29 protein-coding genes and 4 tRNA genes are annotated in these 25,063 nt (G+C 34.0%); 2 read left to right on the forward strand and 31 right to left on the reverse strand.

Going from position 1 to position 25,063, the window contains the following annotated elements; genetic code table 11:
• Nucleotides 1-12: 12 nt before the first annotated feature.
• From N4A68_14345 to N4A68_14360, 4 genes are all read right to left on the reverse strand, one after another.
• Nucleotides 13-87 (reverse strand) — tRNA-Glu (locus N4A68_14345).
• 4 nt (nt 88-91) lie between these two features.
• Nucleotides 92-167: transfer RNA gene (locus N4A68_14350), tRNA-Met, on the reverse strand.
• Nucleotides 168-194: 27 nt separating this feature from the next.
• Nucleotides 195-283, reverse strand: a tRNA-Leu gene (locus tag N4A68_14355).
• 4 nt (nt 284-287) lie between these two features.
• Nucleotides 288-362 (reverse strand) — tRNA-Asn (locus N4A68_14360).
• Nucleotides 363-613: 251 nt separating this feature from the next.
• On the opposite strand from N4A68_14360, the gene N4A68_14365 reads away from it, so the two are divergent.
• Nucleotides 614-1,117, forward strand: a complete 504-nt coding sequence (locus N4A68_14365) for a superoxide dismutase family protein (protein MCT4565478.1) — start codon at nt 614-616, stop codon at nt 1,115-1,117.
• A gap of 417 nt (nt 1,118-1,534) precedes the next feature.
• Here N4A68_14365 and N4A68_14370 read toward each other — a convergent pair whose 3' ends face one another.
• Nucleotides 1,535-3,592, reverse strand: a complete 2,058-nt coding sequence (locus tag N4A68_14370) for a methyl-accepting chemotaxis protein (GenBank protein ID MCT4565479.1) — start codon at nt 3,590-3,592, stop codon at nt 1,535-1,537.
• Between the two features lie 212 nt (nt 3,593-3,804).
• Nucleotides 3,805-5,646 (reverse strand): asparagine synthase (glutamine-hydrolyzing), encoded by a 1,842-nt coding sequence (asnB, locus tag N4A68_14375; protein ID MCT4565480.1) that lies wholly within the window; start codon nt 5,644-5,646, stop codon nt 3,805-3,807.
• 301 nt (nt 5,647-5,947) lie between these two features.
• Here asnB and N4A68_14380 point away from each other — a divergent pair, with 301 nt between their 5' ends.
• Nucleotides 5,948-6,346 carry a hypothetical protein gene (locus N4A68_14380; GenBank protein ID MCT4565481.1) on the forward strand — a complete coding sequence of 133 codons (399 nt, stop codon included), beginning with the start codon at nt 5,948-5,950 and terminating at the stop codon, nt 6,344-6,346.
• 346 nt (nt 6,347-6,692) lie between these two features.
• Here N4A68_14380 and cwlD read toward each other — a convergent pair whose 3' ends face one another.
• From cwlD to rpsE, 25 genes are all read right to left on the reverse strand, one after another.
• The gene (gene cwlD, locus N4A68_14385) at nt 6,693-7,418 is read right to left on the reverse strand and encodes an N-acetylmuramoyl-L-alanine amidase CwlD (GenBank protein ID MCT4565482.1); all 726 of its coding nucleotides are present in this window, start codon (nt 7,416-7,418) and stop codon (nt 6,693-6,695) included.
• A 318-nt stretch (nt 7,419-7,736) separates the two neighbouring features.
• Nucleotides 7,737-8,129, reverse strand: a complete 393-nt coding sequence (rpsI, locus tag N4A68_14390) for a 30S ribosomal protein S9 (GenBank protein ID MCT4565483.1) — start codon at nt 8,127-8,129, stop codon at nt 7,737-7,739.
• A gap of 25 nt (nt 8,130-8,154) precedes the next feature.
• Entirely contained in the window at nt 8,155-8,583 is a 429-nt protein-coding gene (gene rplM / locus N4A68_14395; protein MCT4565484.1) for a 50S ribosomal protein L13, read from the reverse strand.
• 266 nt (nt 8,584-8,849) lie between these two features.
• Nucleotides 8,850-9,584 (reverse strand): tRNA pseudouridine(38-40) synthase TruA, encoded by a 735-nt coding sequence (truA, locus tag N4A68_14400; GenBank protein MCT4565485.1) that lies wholly within the window; start codon nt 9,582-9,584, stop codon nt 8,850-8,852.
• A 371-nt stretch (nt 9,585-9,955) separates the two neighbouring features.
• Nucleotides 9,956-10,753 (reverse strand): energy-coupling factor transporter transmembrane protein EcfT, encoded by a 798-nt coding sequence (locus N4A68_14405; GenBank protein ID MCT4565486.1) that lies wholly within the window; start codon nt 10,751-10,753, stop codon nt 9,956-9,958.
• A complete protein-coding gene (locus tag N4A68_14410; GenBank protein MCT4565487.1) occupies nt 10,746-11,609 on the reverse strand; it encodes an energy-coupling factor transporter ATPase in 864 nt (287 codons plus the stop codon). The genes N4A68_14405 and N4A68_14410 overlap by 8 nt, the downstream gene beginning before the upstream one ends.
• Complete coding sequence (locus N4A68_14415; GenBank protein MCT4565488.1) at nt 11,594-12,430, reverse strand: energy-coupling factor transporter ATPase; 837 nt, start codon at nt 12,428-12,430, stop codon at nt 11,594-11,596. The genes N4A68_14410 and N4A68_14415 overlap by 16 nt, the downstream gene beginning before the upstream one ends.
• Before the next feature lie 172 nt (nt 12,431-12,602).
• On the reverse strand, nt 12,603-14,024 hold the full coding sequence (locus N4A68_14420; GenBank protein MCT4565489.1) for a hypothetical protein: 1,422 nt from the start codon (nt 14,022-14,024) through the stop codon (nt 12,603-12,605).
• 36 nt (nt 14,025-14,060) lie between these two features.
• Nucleotides 14,061-15,275 carry an S-layer homology domain-containing protein gene (locus N4A68_14425; GenBank protein ID MCT4565490.1) on the reverse strand — a complete coding sequence of 405 codons (1,215 nt, stop codon included), beginning with the start codon at nt 15,273-15,275 and terminating at the stop codon, nt 14,061-14,063.
• Nucleotides 15,276-15,579: 304 nt separating this feature from the next.
• Nucleotides 15,580-16,311, reverse strand: a complete 732-nt coding sequence (locus N4A68_14430) for a CalY family protein (protein MCT4565491.1) — start codon at nt 16,309-16,311, stop codon at nt 15,580-15,582.
• 183 nt (nt 16,312-16,494) lie between these two features.
• Complete coding sequence (locus tag N4A68_14435) at nt 16,495-17,055, reverse strand: signal peptidase I (protein MCT4565492.1); 561 nt, start codon at nt 17,053-17,055, stop codon at nt 16,495-16,497.
• Nucleotides 17,056-17,458: 403 nt separating this feature from the next.
• Nucleotides 17,459-17,800 carry a 50S ribosomal protein L17 gene (gene rplQ / locus N4A68_14440; GenBank protein MCT4565493.1) on the reverse strand — a complete coding sequence of 114 codons (342 nt, stop codon included), beginning with the start codon at nt 17,798-17,800 and terminating at the stop codon, nt 17,459-17,461.
• Nucleotides 17,801-17,823: 23 nt separating this feature from the next.
• Nucleotides 17,824-18,774 carry a DNA-directed RNA polymerase subunit alpha gene (locus N4A68_14445; protein ID MCT4565494.1) on the reverse strand — a complete coding sequence of 317 codons (951 nt, stop codon included), beginning with the start codon at nt 18,772-18,774 and terminating at the stop codon, nt 17,824-17,826.
• Between the two features lie 70 nt (nt 18,775-18,844).
• Nucleotides 18,845-19,465: a 30S ribosomal protein S4 gene (rpsD, locus tag N4A68_14450; protein MCT4565495.1), complete on the reverse strand. Its 621-nt coding sequence runs from the start codon at nt 19,463-19,465 to the stop codon at nt 18,845-18,847.
• A 27-nt stretch (nt 19,466-19,492) separates the two neighbouring features.
• Nucleotides 19,493-19,891, reverse strand: a complete 399-nt coding sequence (gene rpsK, locus N4A68_14455; protein ID MCT4565496.1) for a 30S ribosomal protein S11 — start codon at nt 19,889-19,891, stop codon at nt 19,493-19,495.
• Nucleotides 19,892-19,907: 16 nt separating this feature from the next.
• A complete protein-coding gene (gene rpsM / locus N4A68_14460; GenBank protein MCT4565497.1) occupies nt 19,908-20,279 on the reverse strand; it encodes a 30S ribosomal protein S13 in 372 nt (123 codons plus the stop codon).
• Nucleotides 20,280-20,445: 166 nt separating this feature from the next.
• A complete protein-coding gene (rpmJ, locus tag N4A68_14465) occupies nt 20,446-20,559 on the reverse strand; it encodes a 50S ribosomal protein L36 (GenBank protein ID MCT4565498.1) in 114 nt (37 codons plus the stop codon).
• A gap of 15 nt (nt 20,560-20,574) precedes the next feature.
• On the reverse strand, nt 20,575-20,793 hold the full coding sequence (gene infA / locus N4A68_14470) for a translation initiation factor IF-1 (GenBank protein ID MCT4565499.1): 219 nt from the start codon (nt 20,791-20,793) through the stop codon (nt 20,575-20,577).
• Nucleotides 20,794-20,808: 15 nt separating this feature from the next.
• Nucleotides 20,809-21,099 (reverse strand): KOW domain-containing RNA-binding protein, encoded by a 291-nt coding sequence (locus N4A68_14475; protein ID MCT4565500.1) that lies wholly within the window; start codon nt 21,097-21,099, stop codon nt 20,809-20,811.
• 25 nt (nt 21,100-21,124) lie between these two features.
• Nucleotides 21,125-21,871: a type I methionyl aminopeptidase gene (gene map / locus N4A68_14480; GenBank protein MCT4565501.1), complete on the reverse strand. Its 747-nt coding sequence runs from the start codon at nt 21,869-21,871 to the stop codon at nt 21,125-21,127.
• Nucleotides 21,871-22,521, reverse strand: coding sequence for an adenylate kinase (locus tag N4A68_14485; protein ID MCT4565502.1), 651 nt, complete (start codon nt 22,519-22,521; stop codon nt 21,871-21,873). Before N4A68_14485 ends, map begins: the two co-directional genes overlap by 1 nt.
• Before the next feature lie 99 nt (nt 22,522-22,620).
• Nucleotides 22,621-23,895 carry a preprotein translocase subunit SecY gene (secY, locus tag N4A68_14490; GenBank protein ID MCT4565503.1) on the reverse strand — a complete coding sequence of 425 codons (1,275 nt, stop codon included), beginning with the start codon at nt 23,893-23,895 and terminating at the stop codon, nt 22,621-22,623.
• A 1-nt stretch (nt 23,896) separates the two neighbouring features.
• On the reverse strand, nt 23,897-24,340 hold the full coding sequence (gene rplO, locus N4A68_14495; GenBank protein MCT4565504.1) for a 50S ribosomal protein L15: 444 nt from the start codon (nt 24,338-24,340) through the stop codon (nt 23,897-23,899).
• Nucleotides 24,341-24,356: 16 nt separating this feature from the next.
• Nucleotides 24,357-24,539: a 50S ribosomal protein L30 gene (gene rpmD, locus N4A68_14500; GenBank protein MCT4565505.1), complete on the reverse strand. Its 183-nt coding sequence runs from the start codon at nt 24,537-24,539 to the stop codon at nt 24,357-24,359.
• A gap of 13 nt (nt 24,540-24,552) precedes the next feature.
• Nucleotides 24,553-25,059, reverse strand: a complete 507-nt coding sequence (gene rpsE, locus N4A68_14505; GenBank protein ID MCT4565506.1) for a 30S ribosomal protein S5 — start codon at nt 25,057-25,059, stop codon at nt 24,553-24,555.
• Nucleotides 25,060-25,063: the final 4 nt, after the last annotated feature.

Consider the following 25,063-nt stretch of genomic DNA (forward strand, 5'->3'; position numbering starts at 1 on the left):
AGCAGCAAGTTTTGGTGACCCCTAGGGGACTCGAACCCCTGTTACCGCCGTGAAAGGGCGGTGTCTTAACCGCTTGACCAAGGGGCCAAAATGGTTGCGGGGACAGGACTCGAACCTGCGGCCTCCGGGTTATGAGCCCGACGAGCTACCAACTGCTCCACCCCGCGATGATAAATTACATATATTATTTTTGATGGTGCCGGGGACCGGAATCGAACCGGTACGGTCTTTAAGGACCGCAGGATTTTAAGTCCTGTGCGTCTGCCAGTTCCGCCACCCCGGCTTATTGGCTCCAGAGGTGAGATTCGAACTCACAACCTATCGGTTAACAGCCGAGTGCTCCACCATTGAGCTACTCTGGAACAAAGCTTATTTTTTTCAGCGACATGATATATATTATCATACTTTTTTTGTTTTGTCTAGTGTTTTCGAAAAATATTTTTAGAAATTTCACTAGAGAAACAAAGATCAAATCACTTGTACTATTTTACTCTCTGTTTGCTAATTTGTCAAGACGGAAAAATAATAAATTTGATAATTTTTTTATAGCCATTAACATATACCCCATCAATTACATATTATAAAAGGAAATAATGCTTTTGAGGTGAACTAAATGAAATCAAGATGTCCAATAGCCATTGCATATATTCACGGCGGTCCTCTAGCCCCTACTATCGAGGGTACAGTGGTATTTAGAGAAGTTATCGGTGGTACAATGGTATATGTAAATATATCTGGTCTTCCTAATTATACTCCTCAAAGAAATACAACCCCTCCTATTGGTCCCCACGGTTTTCATATTCATGAATTTGGAAACTGTGATATTGGTTCACAGGAAGAGCCATTTAAAGCTGCCGGTGGCCACTGGAACCCTACAAAGCAACCCCATGGTAATCATGCCGGTGATTTCCCCGTGTTATTTTCCAATAGGGGAAAAGCAATAATGTGTTTTTTTACTGATAAGTTCAAGCCCAATGATGCCCTAGGAAAATCTATTATTATTCATGAAAATCCCGATGATTATAGAAGCCAACCTTCGGGTGATGCTGGTAGGAGACTGGCATGTGGAGTTATAAAATGCTTTCATACTAATACTATATATCATTCAAGAGAATAATATATAAAAAAACAAGGGCATTAAGCCCTTTAGGCTGCCTAACAACCCGAATTTCTTCGTTGTTACTGAAACCAAGAACCCTTACGTATGTCCGTATACGCTACGGCCTCTCGGTTTCAGCACGCCTCAAACTTCGAATTGTTAGACAGCCTGACATCTTGTTGACTTTATCAACAATCTGAAGGGCATTAAGCCCTTAGGTTTTTTATGAATTTTTTTGATAAGAACTGTCCTCAATGAAAAAGAGATAGATGATCCTATTTACCCCGAATCATCTTAATCTAGACATATCGTCCTATAACTATTAATATTATTAAACAAATTAAGCATATGGCTATCCAAAGAATAGAATTTTTCAAACGCAACCCTCCTCATATATATTTATATGCAAGGGCTACATAGCCATATTCCATCATCCTACTCTAAAGTTTTACATTCATCATCTTCATCATTTTCATCATCTTCATCTACTTCTAAATCTTCAAGTCCATCCTTCTCATTTATTTCTAAAGCTTCAGCCCAATCACTTTCATCTGACTCTAAAACTTCAGTATACTCATCTTCATTTATTTCTAATTCTTCAAGCTCATCATTCTCATTTACCTCTAATTCTTTATGTTCTTCATATTTATCATATTCATCATTTTCATCTATTTCTACGATTGTAGGTTCATAGTTTTCATCTAACTCTGAAGTTATAGATTCATCTCTTTCAGCTACTTGAAGAGTTTTAGATTCACTATTTTCATCTACTTTAAATTTATCTGTTTGTTGCTTTAAAAGGCCGGCCATATTATTTAATTCTTCCATGCTCGCGCCTATTTCCTCTAATGAACTCATTTGTTCTTCTAAAACTGCATTGATTTGCTGTACTCCACTTGCACTATTAAATGTATTTTTAGATATTCCATCCATTGCGGTTTTCATATTTAAAGAGATATCATTTTGATGTTTGGATAAATTAGATATATTTTCAATTTGCTGGGTCATACTTTCTATGGCTCCAAGAATATTTGTAAATTGACTATTTACTTCTATACCCTTTTCAACGGTTGTCTCAACAAGGGCTTGTCCTTCTTTTATAGTACAGTCTGCATTTTCTACCTTAGTTTGAATCTCATTAATTAGTATTCTGATCTTCCCAGCAGATTCTTTACTATCTTCAGCTAATTTTCTAACTTCATCTGCGACTACAGCAAATCCTTTTCCATGTTCTCCAGCTCTGGCCGCTTCAATAGCAGCATTTAAGGCAAGTAGATTGGTTTGTTCTGCAATAGCAGTTATGAAGAAAACTATATCTCCTATTTCTCCAGATGAAGTTTTTAGTTCTCCAATAATCCTATTAGTATTTTCGGTAGAATCCTTAACCATACCTATAGACTCCACTACTTCATCTATGTTTTTCCCACCGAGCTTGGCAGATTCTAATATACTTTTACTATTGTCGAAAGCCTTTTCCGACTCATGGGAAATAATTTGGGAGCTTCCATTCATTTCATCAATACCATTTACGGAATTATCCACAGCACTAGCATTATTTTGAAGACCAGTGGACATTTCATTTATTTCCCTAGCTATACTTTCTATACCTTGATTTGCTTGTTCCATTATTATGGAAATCTGATTAGATGAATCAGATAAAAGAGTTGCATCCTTTCCCACAGAATCGACCAATTCCTTTATCTTAACTATAAGCCAATTTATCCCCTTTGATAATTGTCCTATTTCGTCTTTGGTCTTCATATCTATATCCTGTGTTAAATCAATTACATTGTTTTCATTAGATAATATATCATCTATCTTTTTAGTTATATTTTTAATTGATTTTGTTATTCCTCTGGTTATAAATAAGGCAAGCAAAATTGCTATGATGCATACTACTACTACTGTGATAATAATATTATTTATATAAAGCTTACTATCACTTATAGCACTGTTATAAAAATCATCTGCTGTTAATTCAGCTTTTTCTATCAACATATTCATACTGCTATTTATCATACCCACTTGATAGGAACCTTTACTTTTTTCTAACAATAACGCTTCAACCCTATTATCTGCTTTAGCAAGTTCTATAAATTTATTTCTTATTGGTTCCCATTCCGTATAAGAATTATATGCTTTATCAACAATTTCTTTATAGCCCGAAGACTCATCCTTGGGAATGTTATCATAAATCATTTTAAAATTCCCATGTACTATTTGATCATACCGCTCTATCTTTTTAACATGAAAATGGATCTGTACTGCATCTTCCAAAGCTATGGACTTCATCTCATTAGTTATCTTTAATATGTTTATAGCAGCTTCATTTACAGCATTTGTAACTGTAAACGGGCCTTCATACATATTAACCGTCAAATCCTGTAGCGTATGCATCCCCTTAGTTGCATATAAACTAACAAAACACGTTGCAATTATGATTACAGTAAAGCCTAATATCATTTTTTTTGATATTTTTAAGTTTTTGAACATATGTATGCTTCCTCCCCATAAAAAGAAATTAGTATTATTGCAAGGAGATTACATAACGAATAAAATCATGTAATCTCCTGAATTAAGTAATTATATAAATTATTTTAGGCATCTACAATATATGTATATACCATAATTTTACTCACAGAAAGTAGTATTCTACATTTATTTTCAAATTCCTTTAAATTTTGTCATTATTTTTATAAATTTGTTTATAGCAATTCTACTTTGTATTCTCTCATCCAATTATCTAACTGTATTAAATAGGCTATTAATTGTGGCCCTGTCATCAATTGCCCAAACCAAGGCTTTTTAAAAGTTTTCCCACCAGTTTTTACTATATCTTCCACTTCTTTATAGTCAATCAATTGTAAAACGGGAGAACTTTTATCCTTTAAAATATTTGTCATTACATATTGTACCTCTTTAGTATACTTTGGATTATGGGTTTTAGGATATGGGCTCTTTTTCCTATTTATTACTTCATTGGGTAGTATATCCTTTAAAGCTCTTCTTAGAATACCCTTCTCTCTGCCATCGCATAACTTCATATGCTTTGGAATATTATATGCATATTCTACTATTCTATAATCCGCATAGGGAACTCTGACCTCAAGACTATTTGCCATACTCATACGATCTTTTCTGTTTAATAATGTCACCATAAACCATTTGATATTTAAATAAAATAATTCTCTCATTCTTTCATCCTCTGGTGATTCCCCTTCAAGCTTTGGAACTTGGTTTATTGTCTCTTGATATTTGGCTCTTACATATTCTTCGAGGGGTAAGTTCTTTAAGTCCTTGCCTAAAATTCTTTTTCTATAGGCTATGGATTTCGACCAAGGAAATGTTTTGCTTTCTGTATCCTCCGAAGCTGTAAACCACGGATACCCACCAAAAATTTCGTCGGCACATTCGCCAGATAAAGCAACTACTGCTTTTTTTCTTACTTCTTTACAAAATAGATATAATGATGAATCAATGTCTGCCATACCAGGTATATCCCTGGCTAAAACCGCTTCTTTCAATGTATTAGCAAGTTCAGAATTATCTATGATAATCTCATGATGATTACTTCCTATATGATCTACTACCTTTGTTATCCAATACTCATCGGAGTTTGGCTGAAATTCATTTGCTAGAAAATATTTCTTGTTGTCCTCATAATTAACGGAAAATGTGTTGAGCTTTTCTTTTCCTTTGTCTTTAAATACCTTTGCTGTGACTGCTGATATTGCACTGGAATCTAGTCCACCGGATAAAAAGGTACACAAGGGAACATCAGATATCAATTGCCTTTTAATAGCATCTACCACGAGTTCTCTCACATGGTCTATGGTATCATCTAAACCTTCTGTATGAGGTTCTGCCCTTAGCTCCCAGTAATTCCTTTTCTTTATTCCATTACAATCAAATATAATGCTATGGGCTGGAGGTATTTCCCTTATATTCTTAAATACTGCATTTCCCAATGATCTTGCTGGTCCAAGTCCAAATATTTCAAGTAAACCGGTTTCATCGATTATAGGACGCACCTGGGGATGCCTCAAAATTGATTTTATCTCTGAACCAAATATTAAAGAATCTCCATTCATCGTATAGAATAAGGGCTTTACTCCAAGCTGATCCCTTGCTAAAAAACCTCTCTTATTCTTCTCATCCCATATACAAAAAGCAAAGATTCCATTTATATGCTTTAAACAATTTTCTCCCCATTCTATATATGCCATTAACAGTACCTCAGTATCTGAATAGGATCTAAATTTATGCCCCTTGTCCTTAAGCTTATTTCTAATTTCCTCAGTGTTATATAGTTCACCATTATAAACTATTGTATATTCCCTATCACCTAGTTTTCTTGTCATAGGCTGATTACCGCCGTCGGGATCAACTACAATCAATCGCCTATGTCCAAATAAAGCATTTGGTGATTTGTATATACCATAGCTATCTGGTCCTCTATTTTTTAGACTATCTGCCATGTGTTCAATGATTCCTATTTCATTACTTATATCCTTCTTGACATTCAACCATCCTACTATTCCACACATTTTCTCAACTCCTTATTTTTGATATCCATTATCATTTATTGTGCTAATTATAATATATGTCTTCCATGGGGGTTATGTTCCATTAGGGTAATAATTTAGGAAAGTAAGGTCCAGGTAAGTATCTAACTTTAGGATAAATTAATAGTTCTGAATACTATGATAAAGCTTGATTTTAAGCGGTACCAGCTTAATTGTAGATTATGTAGTACCTAGGCACTAATGTTGTATTCACCATTTTTTTATATAATAATATTATCTGGTATATGTTATAATTTCATTAAAAGAATAGGGGAGGATAATTATGAAGGAATGTTTAAGATGTAAGAAAATGATCCCCGATAATAGCCTACGGGACTATTGTGAGATATGTTGCGAAATATACGAAAAAATTTTTGATAAAATAAGAGACTATTTAAGGGAATACCCTATGGCAACTGCCTTTGAAGTCGCAGAATTCACTGGTATTGACCATCAAATTATTAAAGGATTTATTAAGGAAGGACGACTTATAGAAATAGAAGCAGAATCAGTGAATATCAGCTGTAAGAGATGTGGAACATTAATACTATCCAAACATCATGAATATTGTCCAAAATGCGAAAAAGCACTAATCAAGGAACTAAATGGAGTAAAGGGTTACTTTATTAAATCGGATAATGCAAAGATGCACCATAAAAAACTTACTAGAAATCATCCATAGAATTTATTTTGTGGATGATTTTTATTTGTGGACGATTTTTCCACAAGTTAAATTGTCTTGTCCCTTTTATTTTTTACTTTATTACTCATATATAGTATACTTGCTTATCATTATATACTATATTTATCGAAACACTAGTTCTTATTAATGTAATATACAGATTGTCCACATATCCATATCACATAGGTCAATACCCTATGGATAATTTTGTGGATAACTATAGTAGCCTGTATAACTTATATTGACTCGCTTTTATCCATGTCCATGAAATTTCATCCACAAGTTATCCACATTTTGTTTATAACTTCTTCACCCTGTTTATGCCTAGACCCTTCCCATTATCCTTTTACCTATTATTATATTCATCAAAATATTTTATAATCCCTACGTATATGCTCCAAGCAATTTTTTCTTGATAATCTGGGTCTTGTAATAATCTTTCTTCCCTTGGATTCGATAGAAATCCACATTCCACTATCACAGTAGGAACTTTTATATTTTTTAATATATACACATCCTTTTTTGACTTTGCTTTTCTTGTATTTGTATTATCTAATACTCTTATCAACTCTTCCTGAATGAGTTCAGCTATCTGCTTACTATCCTCACAATTTGGATTATAAAAGGATTGGGCTCCATGATACTTAGACTGCTGGAAGCTATTTGAATGAATGCTTATTACTAGGTCTGCATTACTTTCATCAAAAAGCTTTTTTCTATTTCTTAGGTCTTCATTCTTCTTCTTTCTAATAGTTCCATTATCCGTATATAAACCTATATCCTCATCCCTTGTCATCAGTACTAAGCTACCACTTTCCTCTAGATATGTTCTGAGTTTCAGGGAGATATCTAGATTTACTTTACTCTCGTATACTCCTGTAGCAGTTCCTACCATGCCCCCATCTATGCCCCCATGGCCGGGATCAATTATGATCACCTTTCTAGAGGTAGGCAAACATGATACATTGATAACTCCACTTAATTTATATATTGATAATGTTGCAATTATAATAGCTGCTAATAGTATTCCAAAGTATATTATCCATTTCCTTTTTAAGATTATAACCCTCATATTATGTCACCTCTCATATGAACCATAAGGCAGATTCAAAAAATAAACTTATATATATATATGATATGAATTGGGTTTTAATACTTTTGATGGGAAAAATAGTTATCTCAATAATGTCCGCAGATAACACTCATGGAACAAAAGTAGCCATTAAAAAATTGATTTGTAGGAGGAGCATAAAAGGATTCTCGGTGACCGCTTTAGTTAATGAACTTCATGGAGGGAACATCTATCTATATTTATATAAAGTTCTCTACAAAAATATCAAAAGGCACCGTATATAGATACGATGCCTTGATAAACATATAAAAATGTGTACTATCTTTTTGAGAACTGAGGAGCCCTTCTTGCTGCCTTTAAGCCGTATTTCTTTCTTTCCTTCATTCTTGGATCCCTTGTTAAGAATCCTGCTTTTTTAAGGATAGGTCTAAGCTCTACATCAGCTTTAAGTAAAGCTCTAGATATACCATGTCTTAAGGCTCCTGCCTGTCCAGTAAACCCACCACCATGAACCTTAGCAATAACATCAAACTTAGCTTCTGTTTCTGTCATAGTTAAAGGTCTTGTTACTTCTCTCTTTAAAGTTTCATAATCAAAGTAATTATCTAATTCTCTACCGTTTACAGTTACTTTTCCATTACCAGGTACTAATCTTACTCTAGCAATAGATTTTTTTCTTCTACCTGTACCATAATATTGTACTTTAGCCATCGATCTTCCCTCCTCTTGCAATTACTTATATATCAAGAACTTCTGGCTTTTGAGCTTGATGCCCGTGTTCTGATCCTCTATATACTCTTAACTTCTTAAGCATTTGTCTTCCTAAGCTGTTCTTTGGAAGCATACCTTTTACAGCACTCATAACAACTTTTTCAGGCTTGTTATTTATCATATCTCTGTATGTTCTTTCCTTAAGTCCACCAGGATATCCAGTGTGCCATCTGTACATTTTTTGATCTAATTTTTTACCAGTTAAATTAACCTTTTCTGCATTTAAAATTATTACGAAATCACCTGTGTCAACATGTGGTGTATAAGTCGGCTTATGTTTTCCTCTTAATATAGTAGCAACTTGTGTAGCAAGTCTACCTAAAGTCTTACCTTCAGCATCAACTACATACCATTTTCTTTCTACTTCGTGGGGTTTAGCTACGAATGATTTCATCTATTTCCCTCCTAACTCACAAATACGAATTCTAATACGTTATCTTAAAAATCCGGGGCTAGTGGATTTTTTTAGACTATTTTAAACCATCTTATATTCTAATACATGTACCCGTGTGTGTCAAGGAATATTTCTTCTTTTTTATTAATACCAGAAATCTCATAACTCTTACTTGGCACAATTGCATAATGTATATGGTATGGCTTTGAGGATTTTTAAACTATATATGGTAGATAGTTTTTGTAGAAAGTAATTATGAAATTTGCTCAATAAATAACCTCAGCTAAATATAATCCTTGGGCTGGTGCTTTGTGTCCCGCTTTTTTTCTTATCTTCGATTGTATTACTTCCTCCAGCTTATTTATATCTATTTTGCCAATATTTACATCGAGTAGTGTTCCAGTTATTATTCTTACCATATTATATAAAAATCCATTTCCCGTATACTCTAATATGATAAACTTATCTTCTTTTCGTATATCTATGTCATAGATTGTTCTAATAGTGTTTTTTATACTGCTACCACGGGACATGAATCCCTTAAAGTCATGCTCCCCTATGAAATATTTACTGCTTTCTACAAGTTTATCCATATCTACATTTTTGTGATAAAAATATGAATAGTTTGCACATAAAGGATTTCTCATCCTACCATTGTATATCTTATATATATATCTTTTTTTCTTACCGGAATATCTGGCATGAAAGCTGCTGGGCATTTCCTCTGCTCTTCTTATAGCTATATCATCTGGTAAATAGCTATTGAGTGCTATAGATATCCTATCCACTGGTATACTACAGTCGGTCTCAAAGCTTGCAACCTGCCCTAATGCATGTACCCCTGCATCGGTTCTACCTGAACCATGTATGGTAATCCCTTTCTTCATAACCTTTGCAATTGACCTTTCAATCTGCCCTTGAACCGTTCTAGCATTGGTCTGCCTCTGCCACCCACTATAGTTTGTTCCATCATAGGCAATTGTAAGTTTAATATTTTTCATTGGCTTCACCCTTTTAAAAATCTGTGTTATCCCAGATTATTACAAATAGAGTTTTGAAATTTCTATGAATAATCTGGGATTATGTATAGAATAAGGTTTTCTAATATGATAGTCAATATTCCATATTATTATTGGTAGTAAAAAATATGATTGATTATCGGAGTTCACTAAGAAAGTCATGATTTCCCCTTTGCCATGGGGAGAATACCCATGGCAAAGGGGCTTCAAAAGTAAATTTTTAATGTAATCTCCGAAAACGTGATAAGGGGACAGACACCCACCCACACTGGAAAGAGTGTGGGTCGGATGTGTCAGTCCCCTTGTCATATTTTCTTTTTTGATGGTCAATATTTCCTATAATAAAATCCTTCTTACATAAATCTAGTATATATTATTGCAATAAAAAATACTGAAAATACTATCATACTTACAAAATCTCTACTGTGCAACCTAAGCTGCTTCATTCTAGTTCTATTTTCTCCACCTCTGTAGCATCTGGCCTCCATAGCCATTGCTAGGTCATCTGCCCTTTTAAAAGCACCTATAAATAAAGGTACTAGCAGTGGAATCAAGCTCTTTGCCCTTTTTATTATATTTCCACTTTCAAAATCAGCACCCCTTGCCATTTGAGCCTTCATGATTTTATCGGTTTCCTCTAATAATGTAGGGATAAATCTTAGGGCTATTGTCATCATCATAGCTAATTCATGGGCTGGTACTCCAATTCTTTTAAAGGGATTCAATACTCTTTCTATACCATCAGTAAGTTCAATAGGTGAAGTAGTGAGGGTAAGAAGAGATGTTCCTATAATTAGAAATATAAGCCTAAGTGCCATAAATACTGCCATGTCAAAACCTTCTTTAGTTATATTTAAAGGCCCTAGCTTATATAAAGTTTCTCCTGGAGTCAAAAAAATATTGATCCCAAAGGTAAGGATTATAATAAGTAATATGGGCTTCAATCCCCTTAGGATAAATTTTAAAGGAACCTTGGATAATAAAATGGTCAAGGCTAAAAAGCCTATAATTATTAAATATATCTCTATATCCTTTATCATAAATAAAGCAACTATATATGCAAATGAGCTTAATATTTTAAATCTTGGGTCCAGTTTATGAATAATTGAATCCATGGGATAATATTGTCCTAATGTAATGTCTCTAAGCATTTTTCTTTTCCCTCACTAGGTTTAATATTTCATTTTTTGCTTCTTCAACAGTTAAGATATCGTCTCTAATATCGATACCTTTTTCCCTTAACTTTCTAATTAAATGGGTTATCTGAGGAATTCCCAGACCTATTTTCTCAAGGCTCTGAGCTTCCTTAAAAACTTCTCGTGGTGTTCCCTGTAAAGCTATCTTCCCTTTATCCATAACTATTATTTTGTCTACTAACTTAGCAATATCCTCCATGCTATGGGACACTAAAATAACCGTTAGCTTATATTTAGAATGTAATTCTTTAATTTCTGCTAAAATGCCATCTCTTCCCCTTGGATCTAATCCTGCAGTAGGTTCATCTAATATAAGAACCTCGGGCTTCATAGCTATTATACTTGCTATAGCTATACGTCTCCTTTGTCCACCACTTAGTTCAAAGGGAGACCTATCCTTTATTTCTTCAAACTTCATTCCAACTAAGCTTAGGGCTTCCTTCACTCTAGTATCTATCTCTGCCTCGGATAGTCCTAAATTAGATGGTCCAAAGGCAACTTCTTTATAAACTGTTTCTTCAAATAATTGATATTCTGGATATTGAAAAACTAATCCAACCTTTTTTCTTATTTCAGCCAGCTTTACATTTTTACTACTTATATCCAGATTGTTTATATAAATCTTACCCTTAGTGGGTTTCAATAATCCATTTAAGTGTTGTATCAGTGTTGATTTTCCACTGCCAGTATGTCCAATTAACCCTACAAATTCACCTGCTTCAATGGCAAAGTTTATATCCGATAGTGCTATTGTTTCAAAGGGACTGTTGGCATTATAAACGTGTATAAGATTTTCTACAATAATTGACATAATTTACTCACCATCTCATCTACAGTTAAAATATCACTGGGAATATCTATTCCTTCCTTATTGAGGTTGTGGGATAATAATGTAACCTGTGGAACATCTAGACCTATGTTCTTTAACTTGTCCACCTTAGAAAACACTTCCCTTGGAGTGCCTTCCAATGATATTTTCCCATCATCCATTACTATTACTCTATGGGCATTTACTGCTTCTTCCATGAAGTGAGTAATATGAATTATAGTTATACCTTCTTTGTTTAATTTTTCTATTGCATCCATTACTTCTTTTCTACCTGAGGGATCAAGCATTGCCGTAGGTTCATCAAATATTATACATTGTGGTCTCATGGCCAATACCCCAGCTATGGCTACTCTTTGCTTCTGACCTCCAGATAACAGGTGGGGAGGCTTTCTCCTAAGCTCATATATACCTACGGATTTCATGGCCACATCTACCCTTTTTCTAATATCCTCTGACTGAATTCCAAGATTTTCAGGTCCAAATGCCACATCCTCTTCCACTAGTGTTGCTACTATCTGATTATCTGGATTTTGAAATACCATACCGGCATTTTGCCTAATATTCCAAACCATATCCTCATTGGAGGTATCCATATTGTTTACATAGACTTTCCCACCACTAGGTAGAAGTATTGCATTCATAAGCTTAGCTAAGGTAGATTTACCAGAACCATTGTGTCCAATAATAACTATAAACTCTCCTTGTTTTACATTAAGGGAAAGATTTTTTACAGCTATAGTTTTTTCTCCTTCATTACCCTCATATTCAAAAACTAATTCTTTAGTCTCAATCATGTTTGACATGTTATTACCTCGCTAATAATATCTTACTAATAATATTTACACATCTACTATTATATATTTAAAGAAGGTATTATTCAATGTTTTTAGTTAATAGTATTGGGTTCACAAATAAAAACTATCCCTTCTTTTATAGAAGGGATAGCTTATTTTTTTCTTTACGATTTTAGCACTCCTAATTATTACTTTCCTCTGTATCTCCCGATGAGCCTTGATCTCCTCCACTGCCCTCGGATGAGCCTTGGTCTCCTTCATTGCCCTCGGATGAGCCTTGATCTCCTTCATTGCCCTCGGATGAGCCTTGATCTCCTTCATTGCCCTCAGATGAGCCTTGATCTCCTTCATTGCCCTCAGATGAGCCTTGATCTCCTTCATTGCCCTCAGCCTCAGATGAGCCTTGGTCTTTATCATTGTCTATTTTATTGGAAGATGCTCCAGATGACTGATGGAATTTAAGCTCTTTAATTTTCTTTTCTAGCTTAGAAATTTTACTACTCAGATCAAAGTTTTCACTTTTTAAGTTTCCATTCTTATCTTGTAGTTTATCAATGTCATCCTTTAATTCTTGATTTTCTTCACTTAAATCTTCATTTTCACTGGTTAGATTTTCAACTTCTAGGGTAAGATCTTCTTTAACTATTGTAAGCTCATCATAATCTTTTTGAAGGTTAGCTTTTTCTTCTTCTATATTCTGAATATTAAGCTTTAATCTTGCAATCTCTTCAATCTTGTTATTTAAGCTATTAACTAAACCCTCTAATGTATTATATAGTTTACTTATATAATCAGCCAGTTTAGGTACTACCACGTCTAGTAGTTTGTTTTGCTCATCAGTAATCTCTAGTTTAGATACAGGATTTTCAACCACTTCTATATCTATTGATTTTTCCAACCCTTTATCCTGTAATGTAGATGAACTTTGCATCTCCGTAGGTGCTGCACTTTTTGTTAAAGTTTCTGGAGTACCAATAGTTAATGTCCTTAGGGGCTTGTCACTATAATCTTGCCAAATTGCTTCTTCCCAGATTCTTTCTTGTGCAAGCCTGAGCATGGATTTTGATATACTATCTCGATATTGAGCTTCATTCTCAAATTTCCAGCCTACCCTATTCCACCAAATATAGCATTTTGTAAATTCAACTGGAAGTTCTTTATATATATATCCATTTAAATAATATACCTTTAATACTCCATTTACTCTACTTGGCATTTCGCCCAACTGAATCACGGTAGCATTTACTTCTATATCTGTTTCTATCTTCTTATTTGTATCAAGTTTTACTGGGTCTATATGTACCGTGAATTGGTCGGCCACTCCATCTACCCCAAAGTAAATTATGGGATTGCCTTTAAAATTGGGATTCTTTTTAAGCCTTATCTTCGTAGCATTTCCATTGTCGTCTGTTACAACCTCTAAGGTTTGTAGTATATCATCCTGTGTAGCGGCACTTACGGAAATATTTGATTCTACTTTTGCAGTAAACCATGAATTTGTATTAATAGAACCAAGGAAAATACTACTGATTAGAATACCAGTAAGGAGACAACAGCTTATACGTAATAATAAAATTTTTAGACTGGTTTTATTGTTCTTCACAATTTTTTCACCTCCTCAAATATTTTTATCACTATTTTAATGGGTATCATGATACCCTAATAGCTTGCAAATTATAGTAAATGCTTCTGCCCTAGTTATGCTATCCTTTGGTTTAAATTTTTTATCGGGATAGCCATTAATGGCTTTGTTTTCTACTGCAGTCTTTATATATTCCTCTGCCCATGTTGCAATTTCTCCTCTATCATAAAAGGTGAGTTCAAAACCTTCATTCTCTAGCTTCAGTTCAAAGGCTCTAACTAAAACGGCAGTCATTTCTTGCCTTGATATATTTTTATTAGGCTTAAAGTAATATTCTTTGTTATTTAAGGTACGTGGATAGCCCTTCATTATGTGGTTAACGGTTACTCTCATAACATGTGGTTTAACCCAATCCCTTATGTCATTATGATCAACATAGTATTTAGATAAGTCACTATCCTTTACTTCATCATAATTAGTCAGGTACTTAGCCAATGCATTATCAATTAATTCTGCCGTTTCAGCCCTTGTTATGTTTTCATTTGGCCTTATAGCTCCTTCTATATAAGCTGCTGGTTCTACAGTGCCATTTCTATAGTCATCTATGGTCATTTCTCCATTTGGATAGCCCTGAATAATTTTGTTATCTAATAAGGCTATTATGCAATCATGGTACCAATATTTTTCCTCTTCCTTAGCTGTGACCTTGTGTTTTTTCTTTTTATTATTTTCTGATGAAGCACAGCTTATATTTGCAAAAAATTTTACCCTCGCCTTTACCCCCTGTAATTCATTTCCTGCTGAACTATTCATATCTACTTGATATAACAAATCTGAACTTTGATTCTTAGAAATTCTTATTTCTCCCAATGTATCTAGAACATTTTCAGTGGTCATTTGTATAAAGGTTTTAACACATTTCTTTTGATCCTTTGTAAATGTAATTTTCATTAAGCTTCCATATGTATTCAGTTTAGAAGTCGGTTCAACTTTTAGGTTTAATCCTAGGCTTGTTAAGGTTATATCCTTTGATGATTGATTATATATCCTCAAAGTTGCTCCATTATTTTTCCCTGGCTGCCATATACCTTGACTAATTTTTCCTTCTTGCCTAATAGTGAAACCATTTGTATCATCACCTGTAATATACCACTTAACTATATTACTGTTTTTCATTGCATATGCTTTATTGCAGCCTAAATTAGGTAACAAGCAAGATAGCATAGTTATTACAAGTATAAATAGGATTATTCTTCTACTATTTGTTTTCATTCCTTATACACCTCCCCTTATAAAATTTAGAAACACTTAAGTCTAAGTGCTTCTAAATTTTATAAAGTGAAAAATGGGGCTGTCTCAAAGGATCATCTCTTCAATTCAGCCCTAGGGTGTTTCAGAATAAATAAAGCTTTGGGTTTTGAAATTGTAAGGGTTTGGCCAGTACTTATATTCGTGCCAAGTTGATACAATTTCAAATAACGAAAGAATTCGTCATTCTGAGACACGCCCCTCATATATAGATAGATATAATCTCCCTATATATGAAAATCATCTGATAATATTAAGCTCCTAAATTCTAGTCGTTGGCTGAATCAGGATATGTATCTTCCCATGTTGCATTTGTTTGTTTTCCTTGGAAAATAAAACTTGATTTTAAGTCTACTCCTTGCCACTCATTATCTGCAAGATAGTTTAACCAAGGCATAATTCTGATTTTCAAACCAGCATCTTCTGATAAAGTTTTTGCATCTAAATCTGTGATAGCGGCTTTAAGTTTTTCCTGAAGATCATCTATAGAGCAACAAAATTGTACGAATTCACCTTGATCAGAATAGAAGTCATCATTATATGCGTTATCATATTCTGATACACTTGATTTCAAGAAATCGAGTGCTGTTTTTTCATCTGAAAATATAGGCTGAGTGGAATCTTTTGTTCCTATAGCTACATAAATCCTATATTGCTCATATAATTCTTCTAGTGTTTTTTCAGCACCATTGTATACTAATTCATTTTTAATGACTGGTCTAATATCCACTTCTAGACTTCCGCTATTGTTTATTCTAAAATCTCTTAAATATTCTCCCCAGGCTTGACTGAATGTCATAGGTTGTGTATTTGTTCTTGCAAATATATCCCCAGGTGTATCGCCCATTTGAACTTTTTCTAATGCCATAGTACCAACCTCAAAAACTTCTTCTCCCTGTGTAACATCTACCTGTGCTGAAAACCATGCATATGTACCCATTCCTACACCAAATGTCAATAAACCAATTACAAGCAGAGTCAAAACCAATTTTTTCTTCATTATAAATCAACCTCCATAATCAATTTGTTTTGATAAAATATTGATGATTAAAATTTTTATATGGATTTACACTTGTTTAGGCCTATCCCTTATGGATAGACTTCCTTTTTTAACTTGGTCTATTTGTCCTCCTCCTTCCCCCTAATGCTTCTGGATATACATAATGTTATTTTTTATAAAGTATTATACTTCCATATCATCTGAATGATTTTTTTCTTTTTTTGCTGTCACTTCAAATAATACTTTTTTTATCTCTCCTCCTAAAAGAAGAACAATAGGAAGTATAAAAAACAGAACAAAGCCTTTGCCACTTTTAATAAAATTAGTTATATAGCCACCCTTTGGAATTTTATATGCCAACCTTCCCACTATTTTGTCTGGGGAAATTAATTTCCCATCTTCAACATTATTTGCATCTCCTTTAGTTCTAAAAGAAGTATTTCCATTCCCATTTACTATCTCAACAACCCTATGTGTTACTAGCTTATTCCCAATCCAATAGGTAATAACATCATTGGTCTTTACTTTTTTTGTGTCTATTTGTTTAATCACTATCATATCCCCTGGTTCAAGGACTGGTCTCATACTTCCAGTTAAAACTGGCATGGTTTTAAAACCCAATACAGAGGGAATATGTTCTGGGTCTTTCCTACCTTTAAATGATGAAATAAGAGAAATAACAACTATAATAATTAAAAGTCCTAATAATACATTACTAATCCACTTTAATATAGTCTTTATCATTCAGTCCATCCCCTTTACTTTTTAGGTAGATAGCTTTCTTTCCTTTATCCTGTTACTTTTCTAATTATTTACTAGGGATTATTTTTTTATACATTTTTTCTAGTCTTTCCATGTATATGTACAAGCTTTTTTCTTTATTCCCGGAAAAAATATTTTTTATAAATAAAATAGTAAATTTGACCTATTGAATTGCCACCCTTAGATTATATGATGGGGGTTTATATTTTATAACATAAAAAAAAGTCCACTTTTTAAAAGTGAACTTTTGTGTGTGAAGCTGAAAAATGTGACATGTATATACTAAAAAAATCACATCTTCAAAATATTAGATTAATTTAACACCCATTGAGTGTAAGCAATGAAAAAGGGACTAAGTTTAACTTAATCCCATGCTAGTAATTTACTATATTAACTCTAGTATAGCCATTGGAGCAGCGTCTCCTCTACGAGGCCCAAGTTTAAGAATTCTTGTATAGCCACCGTTTCTCTCTTGATACTTTGGTGCTACTTCATCAAATAAGTTCTTAACAACAGTCTCGTCTAACATATATGCAAGTACTTGACGTCTTGCGTGAAGGTCGCCTCTTTTAGCAAGTGTTATCATTTTTTCTGCTAACTTACGAGTCTCCTTAGCTCTTGTTTCTGTAGTTTCTATACGCCCATTCTTTAATAGACTTGTAACAAGGTTTCTAAGCATCAAATTTCTATGATCTGTAGGACGTCCTAATTTACGATATGAAGCCATAACTTTCCCTCCTTTACACTAGTCTATTCGTCACTAGGTTTTAAGCCAAGTGATAGCTCAGCTAGCTTATGCTTAACTTCTTCTAGTGATTTTTTGCCTAGGTTTCGAACCTTCATCATATCTTCTTCACTTCTTTGTGTTAACTCTTCAACTGTATTTATACCCGCACGCTTTAAACAGTTGTATGAACGAACCGAAAGGTCTAGTTCTTCTATAGTCATTTCTAAAACTTTTTCTTTTTTATCTTCTTCTTTTTCAACCATTATTTCAACATCATCAATATGGTCAGTTAGAGTTATGAATAAATTTAAATGTTCATTCATAATCTTTGCACCTAATGAAGTAGCTTCATCAGGTTGAATGCTTCCATCAGTCCAAACTTCCAAAGTTAACCTATCATAATCAGTTACCTGTCCAACTCTAGTATTTTCTACAGCATAATTCACTTTCTTTACTGGAGTGTATATTGAGTCAACTGGTATAACTCCTATTGGCATGCCTTCTTCCTTATTGTTATCCGCTGACACATACCCTCTACCCTTAGACAATCCTAATTCCATATTCAAATCAGAACCCTCTTCTAGAGTTGCTATGTGAAGCTCTGGATTTAATATCTCTACGTCAGCATCAGCTTTAATGTCTCCTGCAGTAATCTTACCTGGTCCCTGAGCATTAATTCTAACTACCTTTACATCTTCATCAGAATGTATTTTTGCAGCTAGGCTTTTTAAATTTAATATGATTTCAATCACATCTTCTTTAACTCCAGATATCGTAGAGAACTCATGTAGTACGCCATCTACTTTAATCCATTTTACAGCTGTACCCGGAAGAGATGATAAAAGAATTCTTCTTAAACTATTACCGAGTGTAGTTCCATAGCCTCTTTCTAAAGGCTCTACAACAAACTTTCCATACGTGAAGTCATCATTTAAATCTATACATTCTATTTTTGGCTTTTCTATCTCAATCACGATTTTCACCCCTCTTAATTTAGTATTATTATGAGGGTAACTGATTCTAATATATTAATCTATCTTTATATTATCTAGAATATAGCTCGACAATCAAATGCTCCTCAATAGGTAACTCTATATCTTCTCTTGTTGGCATAGCCATTACTTTACCTTCTAACTTCTCAATATCAGCGTCTAACCACTTAGGTACAGTTACTGCCTTTTCTTTCATTTCTTTAAACTTAGCTGAACTATTGCTCTTTTCCTTTAATACTATAACATCTCCAACATTTACAAGTATTGAAGGAATATTAGCCTTGTGACCATTTAGTGTAAAGTGTCCATGTCTTACTAATTGTCTTGCTTCTTTTCTTGAAGCAGCAAATCCAAGTCTATAAACAACATTATCTAATCTAGTCTCAAGTATGCTTAAGAAGTTTTCACCAGTAATTCCTGGTTGCTTCTCAGCAATAGAGTAATAGTTTCTAAATTGTGTTTCTAAAACCCCATAATATCTCTTAACTTTTTGTTTTTCTCTTAATTGAAGACCATAGTTCGAAACTTTAGTTCTTCTATTTCCATGCTGTCCTGGTGCAGTTCCTCTTCTTGAAACAGCACATTTGTCAGTATAGCATCTTTCACCTTTAAGATATAATTTCATTCCTTCTCTACGACAAAGTCTACAAGACGGTCCTGTATATCTAGCCATTTTCCTTACGCACCTCCTACTCTAAAGTTATACTCTTCTACGCTTTGGTGGTCTACAACCATTATGTGGTATTGGAGTAACATCCTTGATTAAGTTTATTTCTAATCCTGCTGCTTGAAGAGATCTAATAGCTGCTTCTCTTCCAGAACCAGGCCCTTTTACATATACTTCTACAGTTTTTAGTCCATGTTCCATAGCCGCTTTTGCAGCTACTTCACCTGCCATTTGTGCTGCAAATGGAGTAGATTTTCTTGAACCTTTAAAACCGCAGTTTCCTGCTGATGACCAAGAAATAGCATTGCCAGCCATATCAGTAATAGTGATGATTGTATTATTAAAAGTTGACTGGACATGAGCTTGACCTCGCTCTATATTTTTACGTTCACGTTTTTTTCTACGTGTTTTACGTACTTTTTTAGCTGCCATTACTTACCCTCCCTTTCTATTTCTTCTTTTTACGTGATACTGCCCTCTTAGGACCTTTACGTGTTCTAGCATTAGTTTTTGTACTCTGTCCTCTAACTGGAAGACCTTTTCTATGGCGAATACCCCTATAACATCCTATTTCCTTTAATCTTTTGATATTTAGAGATACTTCTCTTCTTAAATCACCTTCAACCGTATATTCATTGTCAATGATATGTCTTAATTTACTTACCTCTTCTTCAGTTAAATCTTTAATTCTAGTATCAAAATTGATACCAGCCTTAGTTAAGATCTCTTGAGATGTTGATTTTCCTATACCAAAAATATAAGTTAATCCAATCTCAGCTCTTTTATCTCTAGGTAAGTCGATACCTGCTATCCTCGCCATTCACTGCACACCTCCTAGGTAAATACTTTATCAATATTTCTGTTTCTGTTTTGATCAAGATACATTTCTGTTTAACTATATTTATAAAATTTTGCAGCCGCTAATATTACTCTCAAACAAATATTATACTAAAGCTTATTAAAAAAAGCTACAAGTAATTTTGAAATTAACCTTGTTTTTGTTTATGTTTAGGATTTTCACAAATTACCATTACTCTACCTTTTCTTTTGATAATTTTACATTTTTCACATATTGGTTTAACTGATGGTCTTACTTTCATAATTTCCCTCCTTCATCACTTGCCGCGCCAAGTAATTCTTCCTCTTGTTAAGTCATACGGAGAAAGTTCCAAGGTAACCATATCACCAGGTAATATTCTTATAAAATTCATTCTAAGTTTTCCAGATATATGGGCTAAAACTTCATGCCCATTTTCAAGCTTAACTTTAAACATAGCATTCGGCAGAGCCTCTACTACAGTTCCCTTAACTTCAATAGCTTCTTTCTTTGCCATTAGGAATCATACCTCCTATATCTGGGTTTTATGAAGTCCCAGTTTTTCAATCTCTCGTCTAAGCATCAAATTACTTATTTTTTTATGTGAACTGTTTCGCTTTTGAATTTCTTCACTAACTATATTGTATTTTACCAAATGTTTGATTTTTTTCTTCTTAGCTTTTTCTGCTTTTCTAAGATCTCCGTCGGCTATTAGTACATATAGATCATCGACTATATCGATAACAACAAAAACTCTATCCTTGTCTCTTCCTGCCTTTGACCTAACTAATTGTCCAATAGCAACTTCCCTAGTACTTTGCAAAATACACACCTCTTTTAATCTTTGATTACAGCTTTGTTAGTATTAAAGGTTCGTCTTCAGTTATTATCACAGATTGTTCATAATGAGCAGATAACTTACTATCCAATGTAACAACAGTCCAATTGTCAGCAAGGGTCTTTACTCTATAGGTTCCTACATTAACCATGGGCTCTATTGCTAAAGCCATTCCCTTACGTAATCTTGGTCCCTTTCCCCCAGGTCCATAATTAGGTATTTGTGGATCTTCGTGCAAATTAGTTCCTATGCCATGTCCAACGTAGTCTCTAACAATTGAAAAGCCGTTATCCTCTACATATCCTTGTATAGCATGGGATATGTCGGATAAACGAAATCCTTCTTTGCAAAACTTTAATCCTTCATAGAAGCTGTTTTTTGTCACCTCAATAAGCTTTAGTGCTTCATCTGAGGCTTCACCCACTGGATGAGTTCTGGCCGCATCGCCATGATAGCCATCAAGAATAGCTCCAATATCTATACTAATAATATCGCCATCTTGAAGTTTTTTTAATCCAGGAATTCCATGTACAACTTCTTCATTTATTGAAGTGCATATACTGGCAGGGAAACCACCATATCCTTTGAAAGCAGGTATTCCTCCAAGGCTTCGAATAGTATCTTCAGCTATTTCATCAAGTTCTTTTGTAGTAATACCGGGTCTTATGTGTTTCTTAAGTTCTTCATGGGTTTTTCCTACTATATTACCTGCTTTACGCATTTTTTCAATTTCACTTTGAGACTTCAAAATAATCATTATTTTTCGCTCCCAAGGGCTGACACTATCTCCTCAAAAACTTTGTCTATATGCTGCTGCCCATCGATATCTTCTATAATTCCTTTACCAGAATAATAATCTATAAGTGGTGCAGTTTCGTTAAGATATACTTGAATTCTTTTAGAAACTGTTTCTTCTTTATCATCATTTCTTTGATAAAGCTCTCCTCCACAGGAATCACATTTGCCTTCATCTTGTGATTTATTGAACTTAATATGATAAGCCAAACCACAATCTCTACAAATTCTTCTTCCTATAGCTCTTTCCACTAATTTTTCTTTATCAACTTTAATGTTTATTACCCTATCAAGGGATATATTCATATTAGTCAATACTTCATCAAGGGCCTTAGCTTGATTTACTGTCCTAGGAAATCCATCTAGCAAAAATCCATTTTTGCAATCTGCTTCCTTTAATCTATCTTCTACTATGGCTACAACTAATTCATCAGGAACTAGTAAGCCTTTATCCATATATTCTTTTGCTTTCTTACCAAGCTCTGTACCTTCTTTGATATTTTTTCTAAAAATATCTCCCGTTGATATATGAGGTACATTGTACTTGCTAATTATTTTAGCTGCTTGTGTTCCTTTACCAGCTCCAGGTGGGCCTAATAATATTAATCTCATTTTACCAACTCCCGGTTAAAGCTAATTTAAGCAATGGGGATTAAATCCCCATGCATCTAATATATAACCATATATAATTAAACTAACTACATAGTATTTCTATTTTAAGAAACCTTGATAGTGTCTCATTACCATCTGAGCTTCAATTTGTTTCATAGTTTCTAGTGCAACACCTACAGCAATAAGAAGTGCCGTACCACCAAATCTGATTTGTAAATCAGTAAAGTTTAATACTAATGTAGGTAATACTGCAATAATCGCTAAGAATACTGCACCAGCTAAAGTCAATCTAGTTAAAGTTTTCTGTAAATATTCTGAGGTCGGTTTACCAGGTCTAATACCAGGTATGAACCCTCCATTTTGCTTCATATTATTTGCTACTTCTACTGGATTAAATGTAACCGCAGTATAGAAGTAAGTAAAGAATATTATTAATAACGCATAAAGAATATTGTATATCCAAATCCCTGGATTCCCAGTTGGAGATAAGAATCTATTTACAAAACTTGAAAATCCTCCACCTTGGAAGAAATAAGTCAATGTAAGTGGAAATTGTAAAAGTGACATTGCAAATATTACTGGTATAACACCAGCTTGATTAACTTTTAGTGGTATATGGGTGCTATGCCCTCCATACATTTTCCTTCCAACAACTCTTTTAGCGTATTGTACAGGAATTTTTCTAGTACCCTGTTGAATTGCTATGACACCGGCTATAACTACTATAGCTACCACACAGAATAGTATTAAAGAAAATATGTTTGCTTCTTTATTCAATACTTTTTGTATAGTTTGATAACCACCAGCAGGTAATCTAGATACTATACCAGCAAAGATTATTAAGGAAATACCATTGCCTATTCCCTTTTCAGTAATTTGCTCTCCTAACCACATTAGGAATGCTGTACCTGCAGTTAATGTGATAACAACTACCGAAACAGCCCAAAAGTCAGTTGATATTAAAGCTCTTCTAAATAAACCAACACTAATACCTATAGCTTGAATAACAGCTAATACTACTGTTCCATATCTAGTATATTGAGCTATTTTCTTTCTACCTTCTTCGCCTTCCTTAGCTAAAGCTTCAAGACTTGGGATGGCTATAGTTAGTAGATTCATAATAATTGAGGAAGTAATGTATGGTGTAATACTTAGTGCAAATATAGTGAATTGTTTAAATGCTCCACCTGATATAAAGTTAAAAAAGCTTAATAGTCCACCTTCGTCAGTGAACATTCCTTTTAAAACTTCCCTATCCATACCAGGAACTGGTATATTTGCTCCTAGTCTGAATATAGCAAACATCATTAAAGTATATAAGATTCTTTTTCTTAAATCTGGTATTTTCCAAGCATTTTTTAGGGTAGATAGCACTTTAAATCACCTCTGCCTTTCCTCCAGCAGCCTCTATCTTTTCTATGGCAGACTGACTGAATTTATGAGCTTTTATAGTTAGCTTCTTCTCAAGTTGTCCGTCTCCAAGTATCTTTACTCCATCATTAAATTTCTTAATCATTCCTGTTTCCTTAAGTAATTCTGGAGTTATTACTGTTCCTTCTTCAAATGCATTCAATTCTTCAATATTTACAATTGTCCATTGTTTCTTAAATGGGTAATTTGAAAAACCTCTTTTAGGAATTCTTCTATATAAAGGCATCTGTCCACCTTCAAAACCAGGTCTTGTACCACCACCTGAACGTGAATTCTGTCCATCTTGTCCACGTCCTGCAGTTTTACCTTGTCCAGTAGCAGTACCTCTACCTAATCTTTTTCTGTTTTTCACTGTACCTTTATTAGGTTTTAACTCATGAAGCTTCATAAGCGCACCTCCTTTGCTATATTTCTTCTACCTCTACTAAATGACTAACTTTATGAATCATACCTCTCATTTGAGGATTATCTTGTTTTTCTACTGTCTGTCTAATCTTTCTAAGTCCTAGTGCTTCAATAGTTTTTCTATGAGACGGTTTTGTACCTATTGTACTTTTTACCAAAGTGATTTTAAGTTTGTTAGCCAAGGTGTCCACCCCCCTAACCTAATATTTCTTCAACAGTTTTTCCTCGAAGTTTGGCTACATCTTCAACTGTTTTCAGATTCATTAATCCATTCATAGTAGCATTTACCATGTTTCTTGAATTGTTAGTACCTATAGACTTAGCTCTAACGTCCTTAATTCCAGCAAGTTCTAATACCGCACGTACAGGACCTCCTGCGATAACACCTGTACCTTCGCTAGCTGGCATTAATAATACATTACCGGCACCATAACGTCCGTTAATTTTATGTGGTATTGAAGTTCCAACTCTCGGAACTTTTATTAGATGTTTTTTGGCATTATCTATTGCTTTTCTGATTGCACTTGGAACTTCTTGTGCTTTACCAGTTCCAATGCCCACATAACCATTTTCATCTCCAACTACTACAAGCGCACTAAATCTAAAGTTTCTACCACCTTTAACAACCTTAACAACACGGTTGATAGCAACTACTTTCTCCTTTAGATCAAGCTTGCTAGCATCTATTAATTCACGGCGCATTTAT

The sequence above is a fragment of the Maledivibacter sp. genome (genome assembly GCA_025210375.1).
In the GTDB taxonomy this organism is placed as follows: domain Bacteria; phylum Bacillota; class Clostridia; order Peptostreptococcales; family Caminicellaceae; genus JAOASB01.

What these genes read in the sequence shown, in the direction of transcription:
- N4A68_14365 (MCT4565478.1), top strand. Translation starts at nt 614, where the DNA reads ATGAAATCAAGATGTCCAATAGCCATTGCATATATTCACGGCGGTCCT.
- N4A68_14370 (MCT4565479.1), bottom strand. Translation starts at nt 3,592, where the DNA reads ATGTTCAAAAACTTAAAAATATCAAAAAAAATGATATTAGGCTTTACT.
- asnB (MCT4565480.1), bottom strand. Translation starts at nt 5,646, where the DNA reads ATGTGTGGAATAGTAGGATGGTTGAATGTCAAGAAGGATATAAGTAAT.
- N4A68_14380 (MCT4565481.1), top strand. Translation starts at nt 5,948, where the DNA reads ATGAAGGAATGTTTAAGATGTAAGAAAATGATCCCCGATAATAGCCTA.
- cwlD (MCT4565482.1), bottom strand. Translation starts at nt 7,418, where the DNA reads ATGAGGGTTATAATCTTAAAAAGGAAATGGATAATATACTTTGGAATA.
- rpsI (MCT4565483.1), bottom strand. Translation starts at nt 8,129, where the DNA reads ATGGCTAAAGTACAATATTATGGTACAGGTAGAAGAAAAAAATCTATT.
- rplM (MCT4565484.1), bottom strand. Translation starts at nt 8,583, where the DNA reads ATGAAATCATTCGTAGCTAAACCCCACGAAGTAGAAAGAAAATGGTAT.
- truA (MCT4565485.1), bottom strand. Translation starts at nt 9,584, where the DNA reads ATGAAAAATATTAAACTTACAATTGCCTATGATGGAACAAACTATAGT.
- N4A68_14405 (MCT4565486.1), bottom strand. Translation starts at nt 10,753, where the DNA reads ATGCTTAGAGACATTACATTAGGACAATATTATCCCATGGATTCAATT.
- N4A68_14410 (MCT4565487.1), bottom strand. Translation starts at nt 11,609, where the DNA reads ATGTCAATTATTGTAGAAAATCTTATACACGTTTATAATGCCAACAGT.
- N4A68_14415 (MCT4565488.1), bottom strand. Translation starts at nt 12,430, where the DNA reads ATGTCAAACATGATTGAGACTAAAGAATTAGTTTTTGAATATGAGGGT.
- N4A68_14425 (MCT4565490.1), bottom strand. Translation starts at nt 15,275, where the DNA reads ATGAAAACAAATAGTAGAAGAATAATCCTATTTATACTTGTAATAACT.
- N4A68_14430 (MCT4565491.1), bottom strand. Translation starts at nt 16,311, where the DNA reads ATGAAGAAAAAATTGGTTTTGACTCTGCTTGTAATTGGTTTATTGACA.
- N4A68_14435 (MCT4565492.1), bottom strand. Translation starts at nt 17,055, where the DNA reads ATGATAAAGACTATATTAAAGTGGATTAGTAATGTATTATTAGGACTT.
- rplQ (MCT4565493.1), bottom strand. Translation starts at nt 17,800, where the DNA reads ATGGCTTCATATCGTAAATTAGGACGTCCTACAGATCATAGAAATTTG.
- rpsD (MCT4565495.1), bottom strand. Translation starts at nt 19,465, where the DNA reads ATGGCTAGATATACAGGACCGTCTTGTAGACTTTGTCGTAGAGAAGGA.
- rpsK (MCT4565496.1), bottom strand. Translation starts at nt 19,891, where the DNA reads ATGGCAGCTAAAAAAGTACGTAAAACACGTAGAAAAAAACGTGAACGT.
- rpsM (MCT4565497.1), bottom strand. Translation starts at nt 20,279, where the DNA reads ATGGCGAGGATAGCAGGTATCGACTTACCTAGAGATAAAAGAGCTGAG.
- rpmJ (MCT4565498.1), bottom strand. Translation starts at nt 20,559, where the DNA reads ATGAAAGTAAGACCATCAGTTAAACCAATATGTGAAAAATGTAAAATT.
- infA (MCT4565499.1), bottom strand. Translation starts at nt 20,793, where the DNA reads ATGGCAAAGAAAGAAGCTATTGAAGTTAAGGGAACTGTAGTAGAGGCT.
- map (MCT4565501.1), bottom strand. Translation starts at nt 21,871, where the DNA reads ATGATTATTTTGAAGTCTCAAAGTGAAATTGAAAAAATGCGTAAAGCA.
- N4A68_14485 (MCT4565502.1), bottom strand. Translation starts at nt 22,521, where the DNA reads ATGAGATTAATATTATTAGGCCCACCTGGAGCTGGTAAAGGAACACAA.
- rplO (MCT4565504.1), bottom strand. Translation starts at nt 24,340, where the DNA reads ATGAAGCTTCATGAGTTAAAACCTAATAAAGGTACAGTGAAAAACAGA.
- rpsE (MCT4565506.1), bottom strand. Translation starts at nt 25,059, where the DNA reads ATGCGCCGTGAATTAATAGATGCTAGCAAGCTTGATCTAAAGGAGAAA.